Below are 21,609 nucleotides of genomic sequence, written 5' to 3'. Positions count from 1 at the left end.
ATTTATTCACCAGCCTTTTCAAAAGCATCGAAATTACACACCTTGGTGCATAGAGTACAGCCCACACATAATGCCTCATTTACCTCTATATGATCACCTTTGTCCACTATAGCAGGGCATCCAACTGACATACAAACTTTACACTTTTTGCACTTGTCGTTGTTTATCCTGAGTGTTCCTTCAAACTTAACATGCTTTAGAAGCGCACACGGTCTTTGCGATATAATAACCGACGGTTCCTCAGCCTCTACTTCTTCCTTAACTACCTTTTCAAACTCTTTTATATTAAACGGATCTGCAATCCTTACTCTATCTATACCTATTGCATTACATAATTTTTCAAGGTCTACCTGCTTTGCCGGCTCTCCCTTGATTGTAAAACCTGTTGTAGGATTATGCTGATGACCAGTCATACCTGTAATTGAGTTATCAAGTATAATAACTGTGGAATTTCCCTTGTTATATACTACATCAATCAGCCCTGTTATACCAGAGTGGATAAATGTAGAGTCACCTAAAATAGCAACTGTTTTCTTCCCAAACTCAACTCCTCTTGCCTTTGCCATACCATGTGCTGCACCAATACTGGCCCCCATACACACACATGTATCCATGCTCTGCGTTGGTGGAAGAGCCCCAAGAGTATAACAACCAATATCACCACTGACTGTCAGTTTTAACTTTTTCAGCACATAATACATTCCACGGTGAGGACATCCAGGACACATAACAGGAGGTCTTACAGGTATTTCTTCATTACTGACAACTACTGGTTCTAATTTTTTACCAAATACCTTTTCTCCTAAAAGACTTGCACTGTACTCACCCATTTTGGGCAGAATATCTTTTCCTATTGGTTTTATGCCAAGCGTCTTAACATAATCTTCTATAAAAGGCTCAAGCTCTTCAATTACATAAAGCGTATTAACCTGGCTTGCAAATTCTTTAATTAATTTGTCCGGAAGAGGATGAACCATACCAAGCTTTAGATAAGATACATCTCCGAAAGCTTCTCTTGCATACTGATATGCAATACCACTGGTTATTACTCCTATATCCTTATTTCCCCATTCAATTTTATTAACTTCACTATCATTTGAAAACTCTCTTAACTCAGCCATTCTCTTTTCAACTTCAACATGTCTCTTCTTTGCCATTGCAGGCATCATGACATATTTTCCAGGGTTTTTTACATATTCCTTGAGCTTGAAGTCGCCCCTGTCACATATTTCAACAACACTCTGAGAATGAGCTACCCTTGTAGATAATCTTACAATAACCGGAGTGTCAAACTTTTCACTTATTTCAAATGCTTTCTTTACAAAATCCTTACACTCCTGACTATCTGAAGGCTCAAGCATTGGAACTTTTGATCCCCTGGCATAAAACCTACTGTCCTGTTCATTCTGTGAACTGTGCATACCTGGATCATCCGCAACCATTATTACAAGTCCGCCATTGACTCCCGTATAAGACACCGTAAACAAAGGATCGGCTGCAACATTAAGTCCTACATGCTTCATTGAACATATTGATCTAGCACCTGCAATAGATGCTCCAACTGCCACTTCAAGAGCAACTTTTTCATTAGGTGACCATTCAGAATAAATTTCATCGTATTTTGCTATATTCTCTGTTATTTCCGTACTTGGTGTGCCAGGATAAGCAGCAGCAACAGTTACACCGGCTTCAAAAGCTCCTCTGGCGACAGCCTCATTACCAAGCATTAGTTTCTTCATTAACATATCCCCCATTACTATATTTATAAACTAGTTATTTGCGAAATGCTATAACGCTTGAATTTACTGCATTTCAAATTGATATTTTTATTGTTTTCCCCCTCTGCTTCTAGTAAAATATAGGTATCTAATCCAATTTTAAACAAGAGAAGGGGAAAACAAATGGTAAAACTTTATAAACAAATTTCTTTTGCTGACACATTCGAAGAATGTAAAGATGTTTTTCAAAATAATAAGCCAAAATTTCTTAAGCTACTCTCACAACATCTTGATTTATCTTCGCTTATACCACAGGATTTTTATTGGTCTTACCACAAAACTCTAGGGAGAGACCGTAAATATTCACTCTCTTCAATGCTTTCAGCATTAGTTCTGCAGAAAATTCTTGGCATTCCTACAGTTTCGCTACTCATTATTTTTCTTAATTTATGCCATGAAGCCCGTGAATTCTGTGGCCTTCCAGACGTCCCTCATAACTCTCAGTTTACACGGTTCAAACAAGATTTCGTTATTTACCTGGAAAACTTCTTTAACCACCTTGTAGATATTACAGAACCTATTTGCCAGGAAATTAACACTACTCTTGCATCCACTATCGCTTATGATACTTCAGGTATTGAAACCTTTGTAACTGAGAATAACCCAAAGTTCATAAATTCTATCATAAAAAAACTCAAGGCTTTCTACAAGGACAAGCCTGATGTCGATGTATATAAAATGGCTTATAGCCTTATGCCTTCTTCAGCCTCTGCAAACAAAGAAATCAAGCAACTCTACATAAACGGCTACTTCTGCTATGTCTACAAGTTTGGCATTATCACCAACGGCCTCGGCATTCCAAGACATATTGCCTTTTTGGATAGTGACTTCAAAAAGAAACATCCTGAAATGCACATTGAGAAAAAATCGGATTCTCCAGACGAAGATAAATCTATTAGTGATTCCAAATCCCTTAAACCAGTATTTGCAGACTTCTTTACTCTTCACCCGGATTTTAAACCAAGCACTTTCCTTGGTGATTCTATTTTTGATACGTGCGATACCTACACATTGCTCTTAGATGAACTCAAGTTTCAAAGGGCTCTAATACCTTTGAATTCCAGAAATTCAAACCCTAATCTTCCGCCTATTAAATACAATGATGATGGTTGGCCACTTTGCTCTAAAGATTCTTCTGTACCAATGAAACCAAATGGCTGGAGCCGAGAAGAAGGAAGAATCGAAAGATTCAAATGGCGGTGCCCACAGGCAAAACTAATTAAAGGTAAATGGGTTACTTCTTGTGATAACCCCTGTAATGGCAAGCCTTGCGGTCGTGTAACCTTCACATCTCCTGCCATGGATAAACGCATGTATCCAGGTGTGATTAGAGGCTCTGACGAATGGATTTCTGACTACAAAATTAGGACTGTAGTAGAAAAAAACATTCAATACCTTAAGGAGCCTATGGCCTGTGGTAATCTTAAAACAAGAGACAACCTAACTATTAAAGCAGATTTATATCTCGCAGGTATCACACAACTAATTACTGTAATACTTGCAGATAAAATTCATGAGCACAAGTATATACGTAGTTTAAAACCTTTAATCGCTTGATTTACTAACTTACTCTTGAAACTTATGTCTTATACATAAGCTTATTTGTGCTGTAATTTCATCAACAAGGTTCTGGTTTTTCAGTCAAATCACTAACATATATCCCTCTTAAGTTATCAAAGTCCATTTTACATCTCTTCTAACTTTTTACATCTGATTTTTTAAGTCATTTTGCAAATGCCTATATATTTATAAACAATAAGTGTATTTAACAATGCATTATTAATATTATCAAATATAAAGCACCTATTGTCAATTATTAATTATACTCAGGAATGCTGAAAATTTAACTTCGGTTATAATTTCACATTCCAGCCTTACTTGACCTTAATAGGCCTAGCTTTCATTGCTTCAAGGTTCCTATTCATTTTATCGCTTTTAAAAACATTTTGCAAATTCCTTAGGAATACTAAAAATATAACTTAGGCATTAAAAAAAATGCCCTTTCTATTTTCAGGCATTTTTTTGTATAAATTTTCTGTTTTGAAAAAAGAAATCTTACATCTGGAAATTATTAACTACACCTTCAAGATCATAGGCGATACTGCTCAGTTCTTCAGATTTTTTAACTAATTGTTCAACCATTTTTAACTGATCACTTGTAGTAGTATTAATATTATCTATATAATCTATGTCCGATTCTATACTTCCACTTATGCTCTCTATTATTGTTATAATATCATTTCCTGAAGTTTCAATAGAGTTTATTGAATCTTTTATATTTTCTATTTGACTGACAATATTATTTAGGAAGCTGAGGTTATTATCAAAACTGTCTACCACACTTGTAATAGTACTTTCGCTCTCCTTTACAACTCCATTTAACGAAGTTACAGAAGTTCCTGCTTTTTCAATCTTTCCTACTATATTTTTTACCTTTATATCAATATTTGAAACAAACTCCTTGGATTGCACAGAAAGTTTCTTTATTTCTTCAGCTACAAGAGCAAAGCTTTTGCCATAAACTCCTGCTTTTGCAGATTCGATTGAGGCATTTAATGCTAAAAGTTTTGTCTGATCTGAAATTCTTGTTATAGACTGCGTTATTTTACCGATTTCAGAAGATGCAATAATAAGCTCTTTAAACTCCATACTTATATTGTCCATGGCTTTTTTAATGTTATCAGACATATTGTATAGTAAGGATACGGAGTTTTTATTCAAATCGCTGAGCTGCCTTGATTTAATAATAATTTCGTCGGTAATTTCGATATTACTTTTCGTCCTGCCAATCTTTTCTTTAATTTCGCCAACTTCATTCTTTCCTAAAACTATATTACCGGATTGTTTATGGAAATCTTCTGTTAGTATTTGTAAAAGGGAATTGAGTTCTTCAATAGATGCATAGTTTTCTTCACATGAAGCAGAAAGTGTCTGTGAAGAGTCAATAGAAATAGTAGATGCACTTCTTATTTTGCTAATAAGTTCTTTCAAGCTCCTAACCATATTTTCAAAGCTTCTTTCCAGATAACCAATCTCATCTTTTCTATCAAGTTTGAACTCAATATCCAGGTTTCCCTTCTTAACCTCATCCATTTTACCCATTAATTTCTTAAACGCCTTTGTAATGTCCCGGCTTATATAAAATGCTGCTAATAACCCAATAATCATACATACTATAGATAGAATTATAACCTGCCGCATTATTTTATTAATATTTTCAAAAATATCCGCAGTCTTAGTTACTGATATAATTGTCCATCCTAATGGTGTACCTGCTACTTTATCTATTTTTGAATAAGTAACCACGCACTCTTCACCGTTTACTATTTCCCTAAATACGTTTTCACCAGAACCATCCTGGTTTGCCTGCTTAATCTTGTTAAGTGTATCTTCGGAAACATATCTAAATTTTTTTGTTTCAGCTTCACTAATAAATTTTAAAATATTGGCATTATTACCTATATCATTTACATTATATGCAAGATTGTCCCTTTCACCTACAACATAAAATTCCCCTTTATTGGTAAGACTGACTTCATTAATTTCATTACCTATCAGTGATTCTCTCATATATAAAACCAATGTTCCAATACTGTTTAAACTTGTTGATGAATACATACTCTTTATGAGTGTAATAACCTTATCAGATGCCCTGCCTCCTGGCAGATCCATATCCTGAAAATAGGTACTAAGCCACATAGATTTAGACTTACTATCCCGAAAGTTTTTTATGGTAGGTATATCTTTCACTACTTGCTCGCTTGCCACTGATTGCTGACCTGAAGCAGCAGTATTGTTTTTTGGTGTAATGACAACAGCAGCCTCAATATCCATATTTGAACTCACATAATTATCTAACAAAAGTTTTATTTCACCTTGATATCTATTTGCTTCTGCTACATCTTTTGCAGCATCCATTTTCACAGCTCTTTGTGCTATTTCATCATCCTTGCTCATTTTTACTGCAAGTTCTTCTATTTCTTCAAGTACATTTTCAAGGTTATTTGTAGTTTGATTGACTACTTCGTAAGTTCCTTTCGAGTTTACGTCCAACAATGTATCTTGAATAACTTTAAAGGCAACTATAAATGCAATTGATAAGGAAACTATAATTATAATAGTTAAAGCAGTAATCTTAAAACTTATTTTAAAATTCTTTATCATGTAGTTCCTCCTTTGAAGAGATTTCTCACAATCAGAACTTCACTAATTATATCGACAAAATACTCATGTCAATTAACATAATTAACAGAATTAGCAGAATCAACAGAATTGAATAAATCACCTAATATAAATCTATGCAGCCAAAAACTTCAGCCAGTAATATCAAAAGCACACCATGAATATAGTGTTTAGAAAGCAAAAATGCCTGTTTTCTTTTTGAATGATTGTCAGGCATCTCTTTGCTTTAATTAAACTTTTATGTCTATTAATAAATGATTTCTGAATAAATTATACGTGAAAACTGTTTACCACATCTTCAAGGTCATGTGCAATATAAAGCAGTTCTTCCGATTTTTCAACCAGTTGTTCAACCATTTTGAATTGCTCATTTGTAGTTGTATTAATATTATCTATATAATCTATGTCCAATTCTATACTTCCACTTATGCTCTCGATTATTGTTATAATATCATTTCCTGAAGTTTCAATAGAGTTTATTGATTCTTTTATATTTTCTATTTGACTGACAATATTATTTAGGAAGCTAAGGTTATTATCAAAACTGTCTACCACACTTGTAATAGTACTTTCGCTCTCCTTTACAACTCCATTTAATGATGTTACAGAAGTTCCTGCTTTTTCGATTTTCCCTACTATATTTTTTACCTTTAAATCGATACTAGAAACAAACTCCTTGGACTGTATTGAAAGTTTCTTGATTTCTTCAGCTACAAGAGCAAAGCTTTTGCCATAAACTCCTGCTTTTGCAGATTCGATTGAAGCATTTAATGCCAAAAGTTTTGTCTGATCTGAAATTCTTGTTATAGCCTGCGTTATTTTACCAATTTCAGAAGATGCAATAATAAGCTCTTTAAACTCCATACTTATATTGTCCATGGCTTTTTTAATGTTATCAGACATATTATATAGTAAGGATACGGAGTTTTTATTCAAATCACTGAGCTGCTTTGATTTAATAATAATTTGATCCGTAATTTCGATATTACCTTTCGCCCTGCCAATTTTTTCTTTAATTACACCAACTTCATTCTTTCCTAAAACTACATTACCGGATTGTTTATGAAAATCATCTGTAAGCATTTGTAAAAGAGAATTGAGTTCTTCAATGGAGGCATAGTTTTCTTCACATGAAGCAGAAAGTGTCTGTGAAGAGTCAATAGAAATATAAGATGCACTTCTGACTTTGTTAACAAGTTCTTTCAAACTCTTAACCATATTTTCAAAGCTTCTTTCCAAATAACCTATTTCATCTTTCCTATCAAATTTAAACTCAATATTCAGGTTTCCCTTCTTAACCTCATCCATTTTGCCCATTAATTTCTTAAATGCCTTTGTAATGTCTCTGGTTATAAGAAATGCAAGCAATAATCCGATAACCATGCATATTATACTAAGAATTACAATCTGCTGTATAATTTTGTTGATATTTGAAAAAATATCTTCGGTATTTGTTACAGATACAAAAGTCCACCCAAGCTGTGTTTTAGATATATTATCTACTGTTGCGTGAGTAATTACACATTTCTTAGCGTTTACCAATTCCGTAAGTATATTTTTATCAGATATATTCTGATTTTCCCCATTCTCATCATTTTCCTTACCTTCCTGCTTAATATTGTTAAATACATTTTCAGATATATATCGAAAGGCCTTGTTTTCAGGTGTACTAATATCTTTTAATAAAAGTCCCCCATGCTCTAAATTATTCTGATTGTATACCAGATTTCCATCATCACCAACAATGTAAAACAAACCTTTATTAGTGAGGTTAACTTCTTTAACTACATTAGCTATAGTTGATTCTTTTATAAACAGAAACAATGTTCCCACACTCTTTAAACTTGTTGTTGTATAAACACTTTTTCCGAGTGTTATTATCCTGCTACCCAAAGGCACTGTACTTCCATTAATATCTATATCCTGAGCATGGGTATCAAACCACATAGATTTAGAACCACTATCTATATAAGTTTTTAGTGTAGATGATTTTTCCATATCAAAACTATCTCTCACTGCTGTCTGTCCGGAAGTAATCGTATTATATTTAGGTGTAACAATAAGAGCACAGTCAATGTCTATGTTTGTAACTACATAATTGCTTAATAAAACCTTTATTTCGGATTGATGCCTGCTAGTCTCAGCTTCATCCTTTGCAGCATCCAATTCAGCCATTTTTTGTCCAATTTCATCATCTCTGCTTATCTCCATTGCCAAGTTGTCAACGTTTTTTAGTATAATCTCCAAATTATTAGCAGTCTGATTTATTACTTCATAAGTTCCTTGTGAGTTCTGCTCCAACAAAGTAGATTGAATAACTTTAAAAGCCACAAAAAATGAAATTGATAAAGACACTATAATTACAACGGTTAAAGCCGTAATCTTAAAGCTTATCTTCATATTCTTCAGCATGCAATTTCCTCCTTTATTGGAGCTAATACACAATTAACTACCTTAACGTATCTACTATGGATTTTTCTATATTCTTAAGCCTTGCTCTAATCTCATCTACTTCAACATCAGACTTCTCCTTCTTCAAATCATTCATAAGAACTTCTGACAGTTCATCAATTTCTTCCTTTAAGGTTTCAAGTACATCAATAACTGCAAGACGTTTAAACGATATTGCTGACTTAACCTTTTCACTGGCTTCAAGAACCTTATCGGCAGTTATTATAAAACTCTCGCCTTTTTCAGGAATTATTGTCTCTATGTTAAACTTATTTTTTATTTCACTTGAGAACTCAATCATTGACTCTTCTTCACCATGTACTATGAAAACTTTAGAAGGTTTCTTGTTAAATCCGCCTAACCATTCGAGCAATCCGTTTTTATCGGCATGTCCAGAGAATCCTTCAAGCATTTCTATGCGAGCATTAACAGATATGTCCTCACCAAAGATTTTTACCCTTTTTGCTCCATCCACAAGTTTCCTTCCAAGGGTCCCCTGCGCTTGGTAACCTACAAATAATATAGTTGATTCCTTTCTCCACAAATTATGTTTGAGATGATGCTTAATCCTTCCGGCTTCACACATCCCGCTTGCTGAAATTATTATCGCACTGTCCGTTCTCTCATTTAGAGCTCTCGATTCCTCAGCTGATCTTGTAAACTGTAATCCCGGGAAGTCCAAGGGGTTGTCTCCATTGTCTATATACTCACGTGCTTCCTCATCATAACAATCAAGGTTGTTTCTAAATACCTCCGTGGCTGATATTGCCAATGGACTGTCTACAAAAACAGGAGTGCTGAACAATTTCTTTAACTTTTCATCATATTTCTCTTTTTCTTTATTCAGTTCATATATCACTTCCTGTGTTCTGCCTACAGAAAAGGAAGGAATTACTACATTTCCGCCATTATTTATAGTTTCATTAATTATATCGACAAAATCTTCAAATCTATTACCATTATCTTTATGTAATCTGTTGCCATATGTTGACTCAATTACCAGATAGTCTGCACCTTCGATAATGGAAGGATCTTTTAATATAGGCATACCCTTGTTGCCCAGGTCACCTGAAAATACAACTTTTGTTTCCTTGCCCTTCTCCTGAATCCAGAACTCAATAATAGCAGATCCTAAAATATGCCCTGCATCATTAAACTTTACTTTTATTTCATCGTTTATCTTTATTGCTTCTCCATAGTTTACTTTTTTGAAAAGGCTAATACAGTCCAGAGCATCCTGGTATGTATAAATTGGCTCAACTGGAGGCTTACCTGCTCTCAATCTCTTTTTGTTCTGCCATTCGTTTTCAAATTCCTGTATATGCCCGCAGTCAGGAAGCATTATAGCACACAATTCAGCAGTTGCCTTTGTTGCATATATTTCTCCTTTAAAACCTTCGATGTATATTTTAGGAATTCTTCCACTATGGTCAATATGAGCATGTGTAAGGAATATATAATCCAATTCCGACGGATTGATCGGAAAATCTTCGGCATTAAGTGCATCTTCTTTTACATGACCTTGAAATAAGCCGCAGTCAACCAAAAATTTTGTACTTTGGGTTTCAACCAGGTAACATGAACCTGTGACTGTTTTTGCAGCCCCTAAAAATGTTATTTTCATATTAAGCACCCCACATTTCTCTAAATTAAATAATTAATTCGACAAAAAAATTATAATTCCTTTTTTATCTCCTCCAGCCTGTTCATTTATTAAGTAGATTTTAATATAATTAAATTTCTATTAAATATTCTTTATTTTACTTTCATAACGACATATATGAGTTATAATGTATAAGGAGTTTTTTAACTTTAAATATTTAAGGGAGTCGTATTTATGAGGCATTTTTTCGATAAAGCAATAACATACCTTTGCCTGATTATAGGCATTTTTGGAGTACTTGATGTTGTTATATTATTAGCAATAGGCTCTGTCATCAATTTTGGTTTAATTTTTACGCTATTGGCTGGCACTGTTCTTACTATCTATAGTTTGCTTAAATTAAAGGGTAAATTCAGTATATCCAAAATACAAAACATATTTTTAAGAAGATCAATAAAAATTGGTATATCAGCATTTATAATTTCATTCATTTTGATCGAAGGGCTGATATTTGCTACTGTTAGGGCTGACAACTATACTGATGTTGATTATGTAATTATTCTTGGCGGAGGAGTAAAAGGAGGTGAATTGAGTAAGACTTTACAATTCAGATTGGACAAAGGCATAGAGTTTCTAAAAGAACATCCTGATTTAAAAGTAGTTGTAACAGGTGGAAAAGGCTTTGGCGAAACTATTTCTGAAGGTGAAGCCATGTGTAATTACCTTCTTCAGAACAATATCCCTGAAGATAAAATCATAGTAGAATCAGAAGCAACAAGCACAATGGAAAATTTTAAATACACCAAACAAATACTTGAGAAACAAACCGGAAAAAGTAATTATAAGGTAATGGTAATCACAAGTGATTTTCATATGCTAAGATCGAAAATCCTAGCATCCTTCAACGGATTTACGCCATACGGAATACCTTCAAAAACATGGATAGGCGTCTTTCCGAATTGCGTAATCAGAGAATATTTTGCAGTATTTAAATCTCTTATAGTCGACATAATGCTAAGATTATAAATGGGTGCCGTCAAATTTTATCTATAATTTCAATATAGCTTTTTACATCGGCACCCTCTAAAGGAAAACCATAATACCATGCTTCTCCCGTTTCAAACTCTTTAACATAATTTCGGGCTTTAATAATGAGTTCAGGTCTGTACTCAAAATGCAATATGTCAAAGTGCGCCCACTTACCACCCCAAATGAAATTTTTTTCTTCCATGGCGCTGACAACTTCTCTTGGGTACTCATTTAGTCTCTGCTGTCCAAGCTCCCTATTTGCCCATTTCCAGTAATCCCTTTTATCACTTTTAAAGTCAATAGCTATCCCAAAAGCATGCGGACTTAATTGTCCTGTACCTGCAATAACCCGGTAGTTGTAGGTTCCGTTTACAGGAAAAACACTTGAGTATATATTGTTTCTGTCTTCCGCCAATACGATAATTTCTTTAGCAGCCTTTTCAAGTCCTTCAGCCGCACCGTTGTTCCTGTTAAACGAACATACCTGCCCACCTATTCTGACACCTTTTAAACTTTTCTCTATTTGTTGTCTAGATCCGCCGTATACTTCCTTCAGAAATGTATATGACCTAATTCTGCCGGGGTCACAGTTTTCTTCCATCAATTTCGAAATATCCGACAGTGGGTAAAGCAGTTCCATAGTATCCTGCAAGTCTGCATTAACAAACTTTTGATCGTACGTTTTCTGCTTTTTGTCATCGTACAAAATCTTTTGCCCTGATTTCATTACTACATATACTTCATCGTTGCTTCCTCTTTCAATACCAGAAATAAACTCCGGATAGGCCATCATTAGGCATAACAAATCCCTTCTCATTGTTATCTCATATGTATCCATTTGGGGAACTTGCATATCATGGCCTGCTTCACTTTCTTCTCCAGAGCTTATAGGTATATTTTCACGGGTATCTTCAATGGGCTTAAACTCACTTTCATTAGTTCTGTTATTGCTAACACAGCCTGAAAGTATAAGCAATATAAAAATCATAAAGGTAAGTCTTCTCACTCTATATACCCCCATATTTAACAAAATCTTGGAACCACGCTCATCCCCACTTGATTGTAAACACTTTCAAAAAGAATATTATATTATTATATTTATTCAGGTTAATTCTATTTTATAGCTTCAACTAAAAGTTTTGCTGCATTTTCAATATCCTGCAAACTTGCAGCTTCAACAGGACTATGAAGATATCTGCATGGAATTGAAATTGCACCTGTTGGAATTCCCCCTCCGGATATGTGTATAGCTCCAGGATCACTGCCTCCAAATTCAAGAACTTCAAACTGATATGGAACATTAATTCTATTAGCTGACTCTTCCAAAAGTTTTTTTACTTCAGGATGGCATATAACAGATCTGTCCTTTATCTTTATCGCAGGACCATTTCCGCACTTTACTTCCATAAGATTTGCCTCTGGTGTATCCCCGGTAGCTGTAACATCAAGTGCAATAGCAAAGTCCGGGTTTAATTGGTATGCTGCAGTCTTTGCACCTCTTAATCCCAGTTCCTCCTGCACTGTAAATACAAAGTATATTTCATTATCTGTCTCAGGCAAATCCTTTATTGCCTTGATTAAAACAGCACAACCGCTCCTGTCGTCTATAGCTTTTGAAATAACCATATTTCCCTGCCTTACAGCGTCACCTACAAAGCAGGCAACATCTCCGATTCTAACAGATTTCTCAGCTTCCTTCTTATCCTTTGCGCCAATGTCTATATACATCTTTGAGAGTTTGAGGCTTTTCATATCTTCCAGCTTATCTTCGTAAAATACCGCACCTATCGTCCCGTTTTTAAATCTCACCTTCTGACCAACCGAAACAAACTGTGAAACTCCGCCTACATTTGAAAACCTTATAAAACCGTTTTCATCTATATATGTAGCCATAACACCTATCTCATCCATGTGTGCGGCAACCATTATCTTTTTTCCTTTTCCTCTTTTAATTGCAAAGAGATTTCCCAGCGCATCCACATTTATTACCTGAATATCATTCTTAATCTCATTAATGATAGCCTCTCTTATTCCCTCTTCATTTCCTGAAACGCCAAAAGAGTCTGTCAACCTTTTTATCAAATCAAACATAAACGATTCCTCCTGTTTTATATCCTCTTCATCTTTAATTAAAACTTTTCGTATTTAATCAAAATCTCTGGGGCATTTAGCTTCACCGGATTTTACCTATTTCATTTTACAGCAAAAGACGAAATCAAGTCCTGATTCCTTCCCAGGTCACTTAAAACTGCCATTACAATATTCTTACAGCTCTCAAAGTCTTTTTTGCTCATAACGGATACAGGTGAATGAATATACCTGCACGGAACCGATATAGACGCTGTTACCACCCCTGCCTGACTCAACTGTATTTTTCCCGCATCATTACCACCCGATGTAGTCTGCTTGAATTGTACAGGTATTTGATTTTTCTTTGCAAGCTCATAAATATAATTAACAAGGTTCTTGTTTGGGTATGATGTACGGTCCATTATAGTAAGAGCCGCGCCATCCCCATGGATTGTGGAATATTCGTATTTGTCCACCCCGGGTACATCAGAACATGTAGTCCCCTCTACCACAAGTGCAAGGTCAGGATTGACAGTGAAGGCTGCCACCTGGGATCCTCTTAGTCCCACCTCTTCCTGTACTGTAAAGCATGCATACAGGTCAAATTCATATCTTTCTTTAAGTGCTTCAAGCAATATTGCACATCCAACCCTGTCATCCAATGCTTTTGCCTTTACAAGACCTTCTCCGAATTCGGTAAACGGACTGTAAAATGACACATAATCACCCAGTGAAACCAGCTTCTCGGATTCATCCTTTTTGTCCGTGCCAATATCTATATACATCTTTTTTTGCTTTATATTAATGCTTCTTTCATCCCGCTCCTGCATGTGAATAGGTTTTGATCCTATTACTCCCGGTATATTTTTATCTCCGACCAATACCCTTTTCCCAGGAAGTATTCTTTCATCAATTCCTCCAACAGTAGCAAATTTCAGCACACCATTCTCGCCAAACCCCGTAACCATAAACCCAACTTCATCCATATGAGCAGAAAGCATCACCTTGTATTTGCTGTTTTTTCCTTTCTTAAATGCAATCACGTTTCCCATTGAGTCGACATTAATCTCATCAGCAAATTCTTTTATATGCAGTTTAATATATTCCCTGACTTCATCCTCATTGCCCGAAACCCCATTTAATTCCGTAAGTTCTTTTATATACACCTTACTTCCTCCATTTCAACAGTAGTAGTAAAAACAAATCCAGTGCTTCTTATCATTACTGATTGCATTACAGAGCACTATCTGAAACAAACCTTGAAACCAGCTTCCCGGCATTTTTAATATCGTTGATATGTATGGTCTCTATTGTCGTATGCATATACTTTAACGGAATGGAAACCAGTAACGTAGGAATTCCAGACCTGGATACCTGAGTTGCCCAAGCTTCTGTTCCTGTGTTTCCCGGTTCCACATCAATCTGGTATGGTATATTTTCTTCCTTTGCCAAATCAATTATTTTTTTTGTATTTTGTCTGTGCAGATTTGGCCCAATTGCAATAGCCGGCCCCTTACCCAAAGGATATGTTTCATCCTTTGATGCATCCGGAATTTCCCCATGACAAGCATCAATGACAATTGCAAGATCAGGATTTATATTATAGGCAGCAATCTTTGCACCGCTTAATCCTAATTCCTCCTGTGAAGTTGCAACAAAAATTATATCATCATTATGCTTAAGCTTTGAAAGCCGATCCATAATATCAAGCAATACACCTACTCCCGCCCTGTTATCCAGGCATTTTGAACTTAGCTTGTTCCCCTTTAATTCAAATGGATATGTTTTTAAAGTTATAATATCTCCGATTGAAACCAGTTTTGAAATACTCTCCTTGTTAAAGCCTGTGTCAATATACAGATCGTCCATTTTTGCTGCCTTTTTTGTCTCTTCCGGTTTAAGAAGATGAGGCGGCTTTGCTCCAATAACTCCATAAATGTCCTCACTTCCATGCACCACTACCTCCTGTGCAAGAAGTATTTTACTGTCTACTCCACCGATACTGGTGAATTTTATAAAACCATTTTCATCAATACTTTTAACCATCAGACCGATCTCATCATGGTGAGCCATGATCATAATCTTTTTCCCAGCTTCAGCTGAACCTTTTTTATAACCACTGACATTATAAAATTTATCTATCTCTACACTATCGCAGTAGTTCTTAAATAACTCTGCAATATATTTAGATATGCCTTCCTCTCTGCCCGATACACCGGTAAATGCGCTAAGGTCTTTCAAAACGCTTATATGGTCCATTTTTCACCTCGTAAATTTTGACTTATTTCTCTACTTAATAGTATTGTTCAAAAAATATGCTTTTTAGCAAACTTTTTTGAAAGCCTGATCCAACAATATATAACTTACCAAAACTTAGTATTAATTACAACAAGATATATTGGCTTCCAGAAACAACGTACTTGTAAAAGTATTATTTAATTATATAATACCGCTCTATAAATATGCAAATAAATGGCTTGAATCAGTAGACTAAAACTAAAATTATTTTAAATTTTCTAAAAAATACTCTTGACTAAACATAACTTTTACATTATACTATCACTTGTCGTCTTTGCAAGGGCCTTTAGCTCAGTTGGTTAGAGCAACCGGCTCATAACCGGTTGGTCCGGGGTTCGAGTCCCTGAAGGCCCACCAAAACACTTGTAAGACGCCCAGATAGCTCAGTCGGTAGAGCAGAGGACTGAAAATCCTCGTGTCGCTGGTTCGATTCCGGCTCTGGGCACCAATTAAATATGGGAGGGTTCCCGAGCGGCCAAAGGGGGCAGACTGTAAATCTGTTGTCTCTGACTTCGATGGTTCGAATCCATCTCCTCCCACCAAAAAAGAGTTAGACTAATCTGTCTAGCTCTTTTAATTTTATCAATTTAGTTGATTAAATTGTTGGAATTACGAAAAGATTTACATAATGTGTATGTTGATGTTAAATTATATTTTGCAGGTTTTAGTAAAAAGGTATAGATGAACCTACATAATACCACTTTTCTCTATTGTTCTAAGTTAATTTGTCACAAATTCTTTGCCACGTATTTCTAAAACTTCAAGTTTTGAAAGGTGTAATATGATATCTTCGGATTCTTCAACCTCCAATGTTCCAGTTACCTTAATCCATTCATTGAGCTTAGGCATTTGCCCGTCATAGGAAAATTCAAATCCCACAACACCATCATTTCCACAGCAGCCAGGACTTTTTCGAATCACCGCATGACGAGTTTTACCTGTTTCCTCGTCAGTATATGAATCATACATGCCCTCTAACTGAATGGTCTTACCTTTATAATCATTGAGATTGGTATATATATCATTGCACTGTTGAATAAAGAACCTTTCACTTATTTTAACAATATTTCCACTGCTATTTGTTTGATCTTCTGGTGTTGAAACCACTGCTGATTTATCTGTCTGCTCTTCGGCTATAGATGTTGTACCAGGTTCACTTAACAATGGTTTCTTGTTACATCCGGCAAGAAATATAATTAAAATGAATAACGTAAAAATAAATATTTTTTTCATTATTAACCTCCATTTATATTAAACTTTTTTTGAACCAGTCCAGCAATAAAAAACATACAGAATGCTCCGAGGTTTACTACTACAACGCTTGCACCTGCAGGAGTTGAAAACTGAAAAGAAGCGACTAAACCAATAAAGAAACAAGTAACCGATAGTATAGTTGAACTGATTACAACGCTCTTAAAACTTTTAAATACCCTCATAGATGTTAAAGAAGGGAAAATAATAAGGCTGGATATAAGTAATGCTCCCATCATTCTCATTCCTACTACAATTATCAATGCAGTAAGAAATGCAATAAGCATGTTATATAAACCTGTTTTTGTGCCAGTGGCTTTTGCAAAGCTTTCATCAAATGTAACTGCAAATATTTTATTATAGAAAAGTACATATAAAATCAGTACTACAACTGATACAGTTACGCTAAGGTAAAGATCTCCTTTACTCATTGTAAGTATACTTCCGAACATATAGTTACATACATCAGCGTTCATTCCTGTGGTTAATGATATGGTAATAACACCTATTGCAAGAGAACTGCTTGAAATAAGCGCTATGGCTGCATCACCTTTAATTTTGCTATTTTCGCTTAACCTAAGCAGTAAAAATGCCGCAAGAATGACCAAAGGTATTGAAACCTGTAGAGGTGCAAGATTCAATGACATTGCTATTGCCAAAGTTCCAAATCCAACATGGGAGAGTCCATCACCAATCATAGAATAACGCTTTAGAACAAGACTTACTCCAAGCAAGGATGCACATAAAGAAACGAGAATACCTACCACTAAAGCTCTTATAATAAAGGGATAAGAAAAAAGCTCTTGCAATAAATTAAGCATTTTCTACACCTCCCATCATTCTAATACCTATATTGGTATTCATATATTCCATTGTGGAACCAAAAAACAAGGGTGATGTTTGCATGTGTAAAATCTTATTGCCGTATTGGACAGCACTCTGTATATCATGAGATATCATAATGATTGTTATACCGTGTTCATGATTTAACTTATAAAGCAAGGAATACATTTCCGAAGACACAACGGGATCAAGACCTGAAACCGGTTCATCCAACATTAACAGCTTATCGGTAGCGCACAGAGCGCGTGCTAAAAGCACGCGCTGTTGTTGCCCGCCAGATAAATCACGGTAAGACTTCTTTTTAAATGCTTCAATCCCAAGATGTTTTATATTATTTTTAGCATTTTCTCTATCTTTTTTTGAATAAAATGGCATAAATCCATGCCGATTTAAACAACCTGAAAGTACTACCTCATATACACTTGCAGGAAAATCTTTTTGAACAACTGTTTGTTGAGGCAGATAGCCTATTTCCTTTTGTTTTAATCCGTTAAATATAATCTGACCATTGGCAGGTTTCAATAGACCTAGAATGCCTTTCATTAAAGTACTTTTGCCCGAGCCGTTTTCTCCAACAATATAAAGATAGTCTCCCTGCATTAATTCAAAGCTTACATCCTTTACAGCAAAACCTCCATCATATTTAATTGATATTCCCTTACAAGAAATGATACTCATCACTTACCAAGCCCCTTTCTCAAATTCTCAGCATTTTGTTTCATTAGAGAAAGGTATGTCACTCCTGAATCAAAATCTTCTCTTGAAACATTATGGCAAGAATGAAGAAGAAGCATTTTTGAGTCTGTTTGTTCACATATTGATTTGGCTACATTCTGATTGCTGAGTTCCACATAGTATACATAAGGGATTTTGTTTTTCTTCACTGTATCTACCATATATGCGATAGTTGAAGCACTTGCATCTGTTTGGTCACTGCATCCGCCGAATGCTGCACAATATTTAAGACCGTATTCATCCACAAAATAGCGAAACGGAAATTTATCAGCAACTACAATTAGCTTATTTGATGAATTCTTTACAATCGAAGCAATATCCTCATCAACTTTTTTAATTCCATCAATATAATTTTGGGCATTTTGACGGTAAAATCCAGCGTTTGTTTTATCCTTTTCACATAAACATTCTGAAATCGCTCCAATCAATTTTATGGCATTCTTCGGTGACGTCCAAATATGTTCATCATATTCATGCTCTTCTTTTTTATCATGTCCCTCACTTTCAGACTCATCCTTTTCAGGTTCCATACCTTCCACAGTTTGTTCTTCTACTGTATTTACATAATCTATCAAACGTATGATTTTCTTTTTTGATATATCTATTGATTTTAAAATATTATCTATCCAGGCATCACTTTCACCGCCTATATAGATAAATACGTCAGCATTTTTTACTTTTATTATATCCGCAGGGGATGGCTCAAACGAATGTACTGATGTGCCAGGACTTACCAACATGGACAAGTTTGCCTTATCACCAACTATTGCTCTTGTAAAATCGTACTGTGGAAAGATTGTTGCCACAATGTTAAGCTTATTATCTATTTTAGAGGTTTCTTTAACCTCCTTTTGAGTACAACCCACCAAAGTTATTGCCATAAGCATAACCAAAAAAATGCTTGAAATAAATTTTTTCATGCAAAAATAGCCTCCTAATTTTTTGTTTTCAGTTGTAAAATACTTGGAGGCTCTCAATTATTAAATTGCACTTTTAATCCTACAAGGGTGCTTTCTTTTTTTAGGAAGTGTTTAATAAATAAACATTTAGAATACAATAAACTGATAAAAATAAAAAATAGATATGTTATACAAAAAATACTTACTAGATTGTTTAAAAAATCCAGACATGTGTTAATTTGAGCACATATCGGGCAACTGCTTCCCGTGCAATGATGATCAGCATGGGATATTGAGAAACCGATGAGCAATAAGAAGGTAGAAATAATGCAAATTAAAATAAGTAGCACTACAATTCTTCTAGTATTAAAGTATTTATTACACATTGCAATTACTTCCTCCTTGCCAATCATTTAACCATTTAAGTAATTATTGTTTTTCATCAATACAATTTTCACAGTACCCATTAAATATAGTCTTATGATTATCTATTTTAAAACTAAGCTCTTTCTGTACGTATATTGACAACTCATCAAGATAATTACACCCCAAATGAAGTATCTGGCCACATTCAACACATAAAAGATTATATTGATTTAAACTCTTTTCTGACGGTTCTAAATACTGATAGTAAGCATTCTTACTATCAGATATAGCATGCTTTAGAACGACACCTTCTTTAATAAGCTTATCCAGGTAGCGGTATATTGTTGTTATTCCAACTTTCCCTTTGAGGCATTCTGCAATCATATCAACTGAAACATATTGATTTTTCTTACCTGCAAGGTAAGCTAAAATCAAATCCTTCTGTTTAGTTTTGTAGCAACTTCTTGTACTCATTCAAGGCCTCCAATATGATAATGATAACCATTTTCAAATATTCTAGCATATTTCCAACTATGTGTCAATCTTTACCAGGTAGCATTAGGTAGCATTAGAATATTGATACCTTACAAGATGCATTGCAGCTGTTACAAGCAGTTATTTTATCCAAAAAACAAGATGGATTTTAAATTATCCTCTCTCTAAAAACTCTGCACATTTTTCAACGCAACCAAGGCAGGATAATTTTTTGCGCATTCTAATCTCATCGCATTTTACTGCGCCTGCTTGATCGAAAAAATATTTTTCCAACTCAATACTTTTTTCTACAGCAGCATATTTTTCAAAAATATACTTTGCTGCATATAAAGCACCACATAATCCTTCTGGGGCTCTGCCGGTACCAAAATTTCCGAAAGCTTCAATGGCTTCAGTACTCAAATTATATTTTTCTTTAAACGCACTAATCACCGATTGTGCACAATTCATTCTTGTATATCCCTCTTTGCCAAGGTAATGATTTTTCGCAGTATTTACAGACATTTCCAACCTCCATTTAAATTTCAAAGCTTCACGTTTTTAAAGTAAACTTCCATATACAATTATATTCAGGATCCGTTATATCCGGATAACAGCTTATAGTCTCTGTTTCAAACCGTTCATCAATAGTTTTGGCAAACAGACTGTATTCAATAATACCTACGGATTTGCACGGAAAATCAGGCAAGTTCTTTTTTCTTCTTGCATGCTGGACTCTGCAAGTTTTGACACGGTATAAAAGCACATTATCACCTTCAACCACAATTTCATCTTCATTTATCATGGAGTAAAGCCTGAAAGAAAGAGCTTTTTTTAGTCCATCTATGCCAGAATTGCTTCCAAGTTGCAAAAAGTCTATTAGCCGCCTTGCCTCAATCACAGTAAACCTTCTCCATGCTTCCCTGTCCATATCGATCGCCATGTCCATACCATATTTTTCTTCTATGGATTGAAACCAAAGTCCGTCATGAGCAAGCCAGTTTTTTGCATATATTTTATTGAGCTCCAGCAATTCTTCCTTTGATAAATCCTGTATCCTTTCTGCCTTTAGCATGAGCCGAGCTCCTTTTCCTTCAATACTTCATCCACTATTTCAGCTGCACATTTTACAAGCTCTACACAAGGACGCTTCTTATAATATTCTTTTGTTCTTGCATCTGGTACAGGAGAGTCATGTTTAATATCTAAACCTAGGAGCTCCCTGCATATAATGGAGCCGTTTTTTTCTTTAAATCTTTGAGAAAGCATTTGAACCAACTCATAATGCTTTTGCTTTATTACCTTGTCCTTTGGGTCAGTATACCCGTATTTAATACCGGCAACCATGAACATTCCAGAAACAGCACCACAAACCTCCCTGAGCCTTCCCATTCCTCCACCAAATGAAGATGCTAGTTTTAGTGCCATTTCCATGTCCATGCCTAGTTCTTCACAATATGCTCCTATAACCGCCTGTGAGCAATTATAACCATCTTTAAACAATTTAACTGCATATTCAGGATTATCCTTCAAAATACCCCCACCACCATTTCATTTTAATTTATTTTCTTTACAACGTTCATGGAATATATATGTACCATTCCAATTTCTCCTCTACAACTTCTAATGT

General features: G+C 35.0%; 18 protein-coding genes and 3 tRNA genes. 5 read left to right on the top strand and 16 right to left on the bottom strand.

Annotated features, from left to right (window positions below; translation table 11 throughout):
- Nucleotides 1-2: 2 nt before the first annotated feature.
- Nucleotides 3-1,739 carry an indolepyruvate ferredoxin oxidoreductase subunit alpha gene (gene iorA / locus ACECE_RS0201380; RefSeq protein WP_010243497.1) on the bottom strand — a complete coding sequence of 579 codons (1,737 nt, stop codon included), beginning with the start codon at nucleotides 1,737-1,739 and terminating at the stop codon, nucleotides 3-5.
- A gap of 162 nt (nucleotides 1,740-1,901) precedes the next feature.
- Here iorA and ACECE_RS0201375 point away from each other — a divergent pair, with 162 nt between their 5' ends.
- Nucleotides 1,902-3,335 (top strand): ISNCY family transposase, encoded by a 1,434-nt coding sequence (locus tag ACECE_RS0201375; RefSeq protein WP_010243494.1) that lies wholly within the window; start codon nucleotides 1,902-1,904, stop codon nucleotides 3,333-3,335.
- Nucleotides 3,336-3,833: 498 nt separating this feature from the next.
- Here ACECE_RS0201375 and ACECE_RS0201370 read toward each other — a convergent pair whose 3' ends face one another.
- From ACECE_RS0201370 to ACECE_RS0201360, 3 genes are all read right to left on the bottom strand, one after another.
- Nucleotides 3,834-5,942, bottom strand: a complete 2,109-nt coding sequence (locus tag ACECE_RS0201370; protein WP_010243490.1) for a methyl-accepting chemotaxis protein — start codon at nucleotides 5,940-5,942, stop codon at nucleotides 3,834-3,836.
- A 288-nt stretch (nucleotides 5,943-6,230) separates the two neighbouring features.
- A complete protein-coding gene (locus tag ACECE_RS0201365) occupies nucleotides 6,231-8,372 on the bottom strand; it encodes a methyl-accepting chemotaxis protein (protein WP_010243488.1) in 2,142 nt (713 codons plus the stop codon).
- Nucleotides 8,373-8,409: 37 nt separating this feature from the next.
- Nucleotides 8,410-10,035 (bottom strand): MBL fold metallo-hydrolase RNA specificity domain-containing protein, encoded by a 1,626-nt coding sequence (locus ACECE_RS0201360; protein ID WP_010243486.1) that lies wholly within the window; start codon nucleotides 10,033-10,035, stop codon nucleotides 8,410-8,412.
- Nucleotides 10,036-10,248: 213 nt separating this feature from the next.
- On the opposite strand from ACECE_RS0201360, the gene ACECE_RS0201355 reads away from it, so the two are divergent.
- Nucleotides 10,249-11,040: a YdcF family protein gene (locus ACECE_RS0201355; protein WP_010243484.1), complete on the top strand. Its 792-nt coding sequence runs from the start codon at nucleotides 10,249-10,251 to the stop codon at nucleotides 11,038-11,040.
- 10 nt (nucleotides 11,041-11,050) lie between these two features.
- Here the strand turns inward: ACECE_RS0201355 and ACECE_RS0201350 are convergent, their stop codons facing one another.
- The 4 genes from ACECE_RS0201350 to ACECE_RS0201335 all read right to left on the bottom strand — a co-directional run bounded on the left by ACECE_RS0201350 (nucleotide 11,051) and on the right by ACECE_RS0201335 (nucleotide 15,372).
- Nucleotides 11,051-12,049 carry a M15 family metallopeptidase gene (locus ACECE_RS0201350; protein ID WP_010243482.1) on the bottom strand — a complete coding sequence of 333 codons (999 nt, stop codon included), beginning with the start codon at nucleotides 12,047-12,049 and terminating at the stop codon, nucleotides 11,051-11,053.
- Between the two features lie 107 nt (nucleotides 12,050-12,156).
- The gene (locus tag ACECE_RS0201345; RefSeq protein WP_010243480.1) at nucleotides 12,157-13,134 is read right to left on the bottom strand and encodes a M42 family metallopeptidase; all 978 of its coding nucleotides are present in this window, start codon (nucleotides 13,132-13,134) and stop codon (nucleotides 12,157-12,159) included.
- 101 nt (nucleotides 13,135-13,235) lie between these two features.
- The gene (locus ACECE_RS0201340; protein ID WP_010243478.1) at nucleotides 13,236-14,279 is read right to left on the bottom strand and encodes a M42 family metallopeptidase; all 1,044 of its coding nucleotides are present in this window, start codon (nucleotides 14,277-14,279) and stop codon (nucleotides 13,236-13,238) included.
- A gap of 67 nt (nucleotides 14,280-14,346) precedes the next feature.
- On the bottom strand, nucleotides 14,347-15,372 hold the full coding sequence (locus ACECE_RS0201335) for a M42 family metallopeptidase (protein WP_010243476.1): 1,026 nt from the start codon (nucleotides 15,370-15,372) through the stop codon (nucleotides 14,347-14,349).
- A 319-nt stretch (nucleotides 15,373-15,691) separates the two neighbouring features.
- On the opposite strand from ACECE_RS0201335, the gene ACECE_RS0201330 reads away from it, so the two are divergent.
- The 3 genes from ACECE_RS0201330 (at nucleotide 15,692) to ACECE_RS0201320 (ending at nucleotide 15,953) form a co-directional block, all read left to right on the top strand.
- A tRNA-Ile gene (locus tag ACECE_RS0201330) sits at nucleotides 15,692-15,768 on the top strand.
- Nucleotides 15,769-15,783: 15 nt separating this feature from the next.
- A tRNA-Phe gene (locus tag ACECE_RS0201325) sits at nucleotides 15,784-15,859 on the top strand.
- A 9-nt stretch (nucleotides 15,860-15,868) separates the two neighbouring features.
- Nucleotides 15,869-15,953 (top strand) — tRNA-Tyr (locus ACECE_RS0201320).
- A 178-nt stretch (nucleotides 15,954-16,131) separates the two neighbouring features.
- Here the strand turns inward: ACECE_RS0201320 and ACECE_RS0201315 are convergent.
- The 8 genes from ACECE_RS0201315 to ACECE_RS0201280 form a co-directional block, all read right to left on the bottom strand.
- Nucleotides 16,132-16,644, bottom strand: coding sequence for a TIGR03943 family putative permease subunit (locus tag ACECE_RS0201315; RefSeq protein WP_010243474.1), 513 nt, complete (start codon nucleotides 16,642-16,644; stop codon nucleotides 16,132-16,134).
- 2 nt (nucleotides 16,645-16,646) lie between these two features.
- Nucleotides 16,647-17,483, bottom strand: a complete 837-nt coding sequence (locus ACECE_RS0201310; RefSeq protein WP_010243471.1) for a metal ABC transporter permease — start codon at nucleotides 17,481-17,483, stop codon at nucleotides 16,647-16,649.
- Nucleotides 17,476-18,183 (bottom strand): metal ABC transporter ATP-binding protein, encoded by a 708-nt coding sequence (locus ACECE_RS0201305; RefSeq protein WP_010243469.1) that lies wholly within the window; start codon nucleotides 18,181-18,183, stop codon nucleotides 17,476-17,478. Before ACECE_RS0201305 ends, ACECE_RS0201310 begins: the two co-directional genes overlap by 8 nt.
- Complete coding sequence (locus tag ACECE_RS0201300) at nucleotides 18,183-19,160, bottom strand: metal ABC transporter substrate-binding protein (protein ID WP_010243467.1); 978 nt, start codon at nucleotides 19,158-19,160, stop codon at nucleotides 18,183-18,185. Before ACECE_RS0201300 ends, ACECE_RS0201305 begins: the two co-directional genes overlap by 1 nt.
- Before the next feature lie 408 nt (nucleotides 19,161-19,568).
- Nucleotides 19,569-19,979 carry a Fur family transcriptional regulator gene (locus ACECE_RS26250; protein WP_010243465.1) on the bottom strand — a complete coding sequence of 137 codons (411 nt, stop codon included), beginning with the start codon at nucleotides 19,977-19,979 and terminating at the stop codon, nucleotides 19,569-19,571.
- A gap of 174 nt (nucleotides 19,980-20,153) precedes the next feature.
- Nucleotides 20,154-20,504 (bottom strand): C-GCAxxG-C-C family (seleno)protein, encoded by a 351-nt coding sequence (locus ACECE_RS0201290; protein WP_010243462.1) that lies wholly within the window; start codon nucleotides 20,502-20,504, stop codon nucleotides 20,154-20,156.
- Between the two features lie 28 nt (nucleotides 20,505-20,532).
- Complete coding sequence (locus ACECE_RS0201285) at nucleotides 20,533-21,054, bottom strand: DUF6125 family protein (protein ID WP_010243460.1); 522 nt, start codon at nucleotides 21,052-21,054, stop codon at nucleotides 20,533-20,535.
- The gene (locus ACECE_RS0201280) at nucleotides 21,048-21,512 is read right to left on the bottom strand and encodes a C-GCAxxG-C-C family protein (RefSeq protein ID WP_010243458.1); all 465 of its coding nucleotides are present in this window, start codon (nucleotides 21,510-21,512) and stop codon (nucleotides 21,048-21,050) included. Before ACECE_RS0201280 ends, ACECE_RS0201285 begins: the two co-directional genes overlap by 7 nt.
- Nucleotides 21,513-21,609: the final 97 nt, after the last annotated feature.

The organism is Acetivibrio cellulolyticus CD2 (genome assembly GCF_000179595.2).
GTDB classification, from domain to species: domain Bacteria; phylum Bacillota; class Clostridia; order Acetivibrionales; family Acetivibrionaceae; genus Acetivibrio; species Acetivibrio cellulolyticus.
This window is presented reverse-complemented; position numbering and strand designations above follow the sequence as displayed.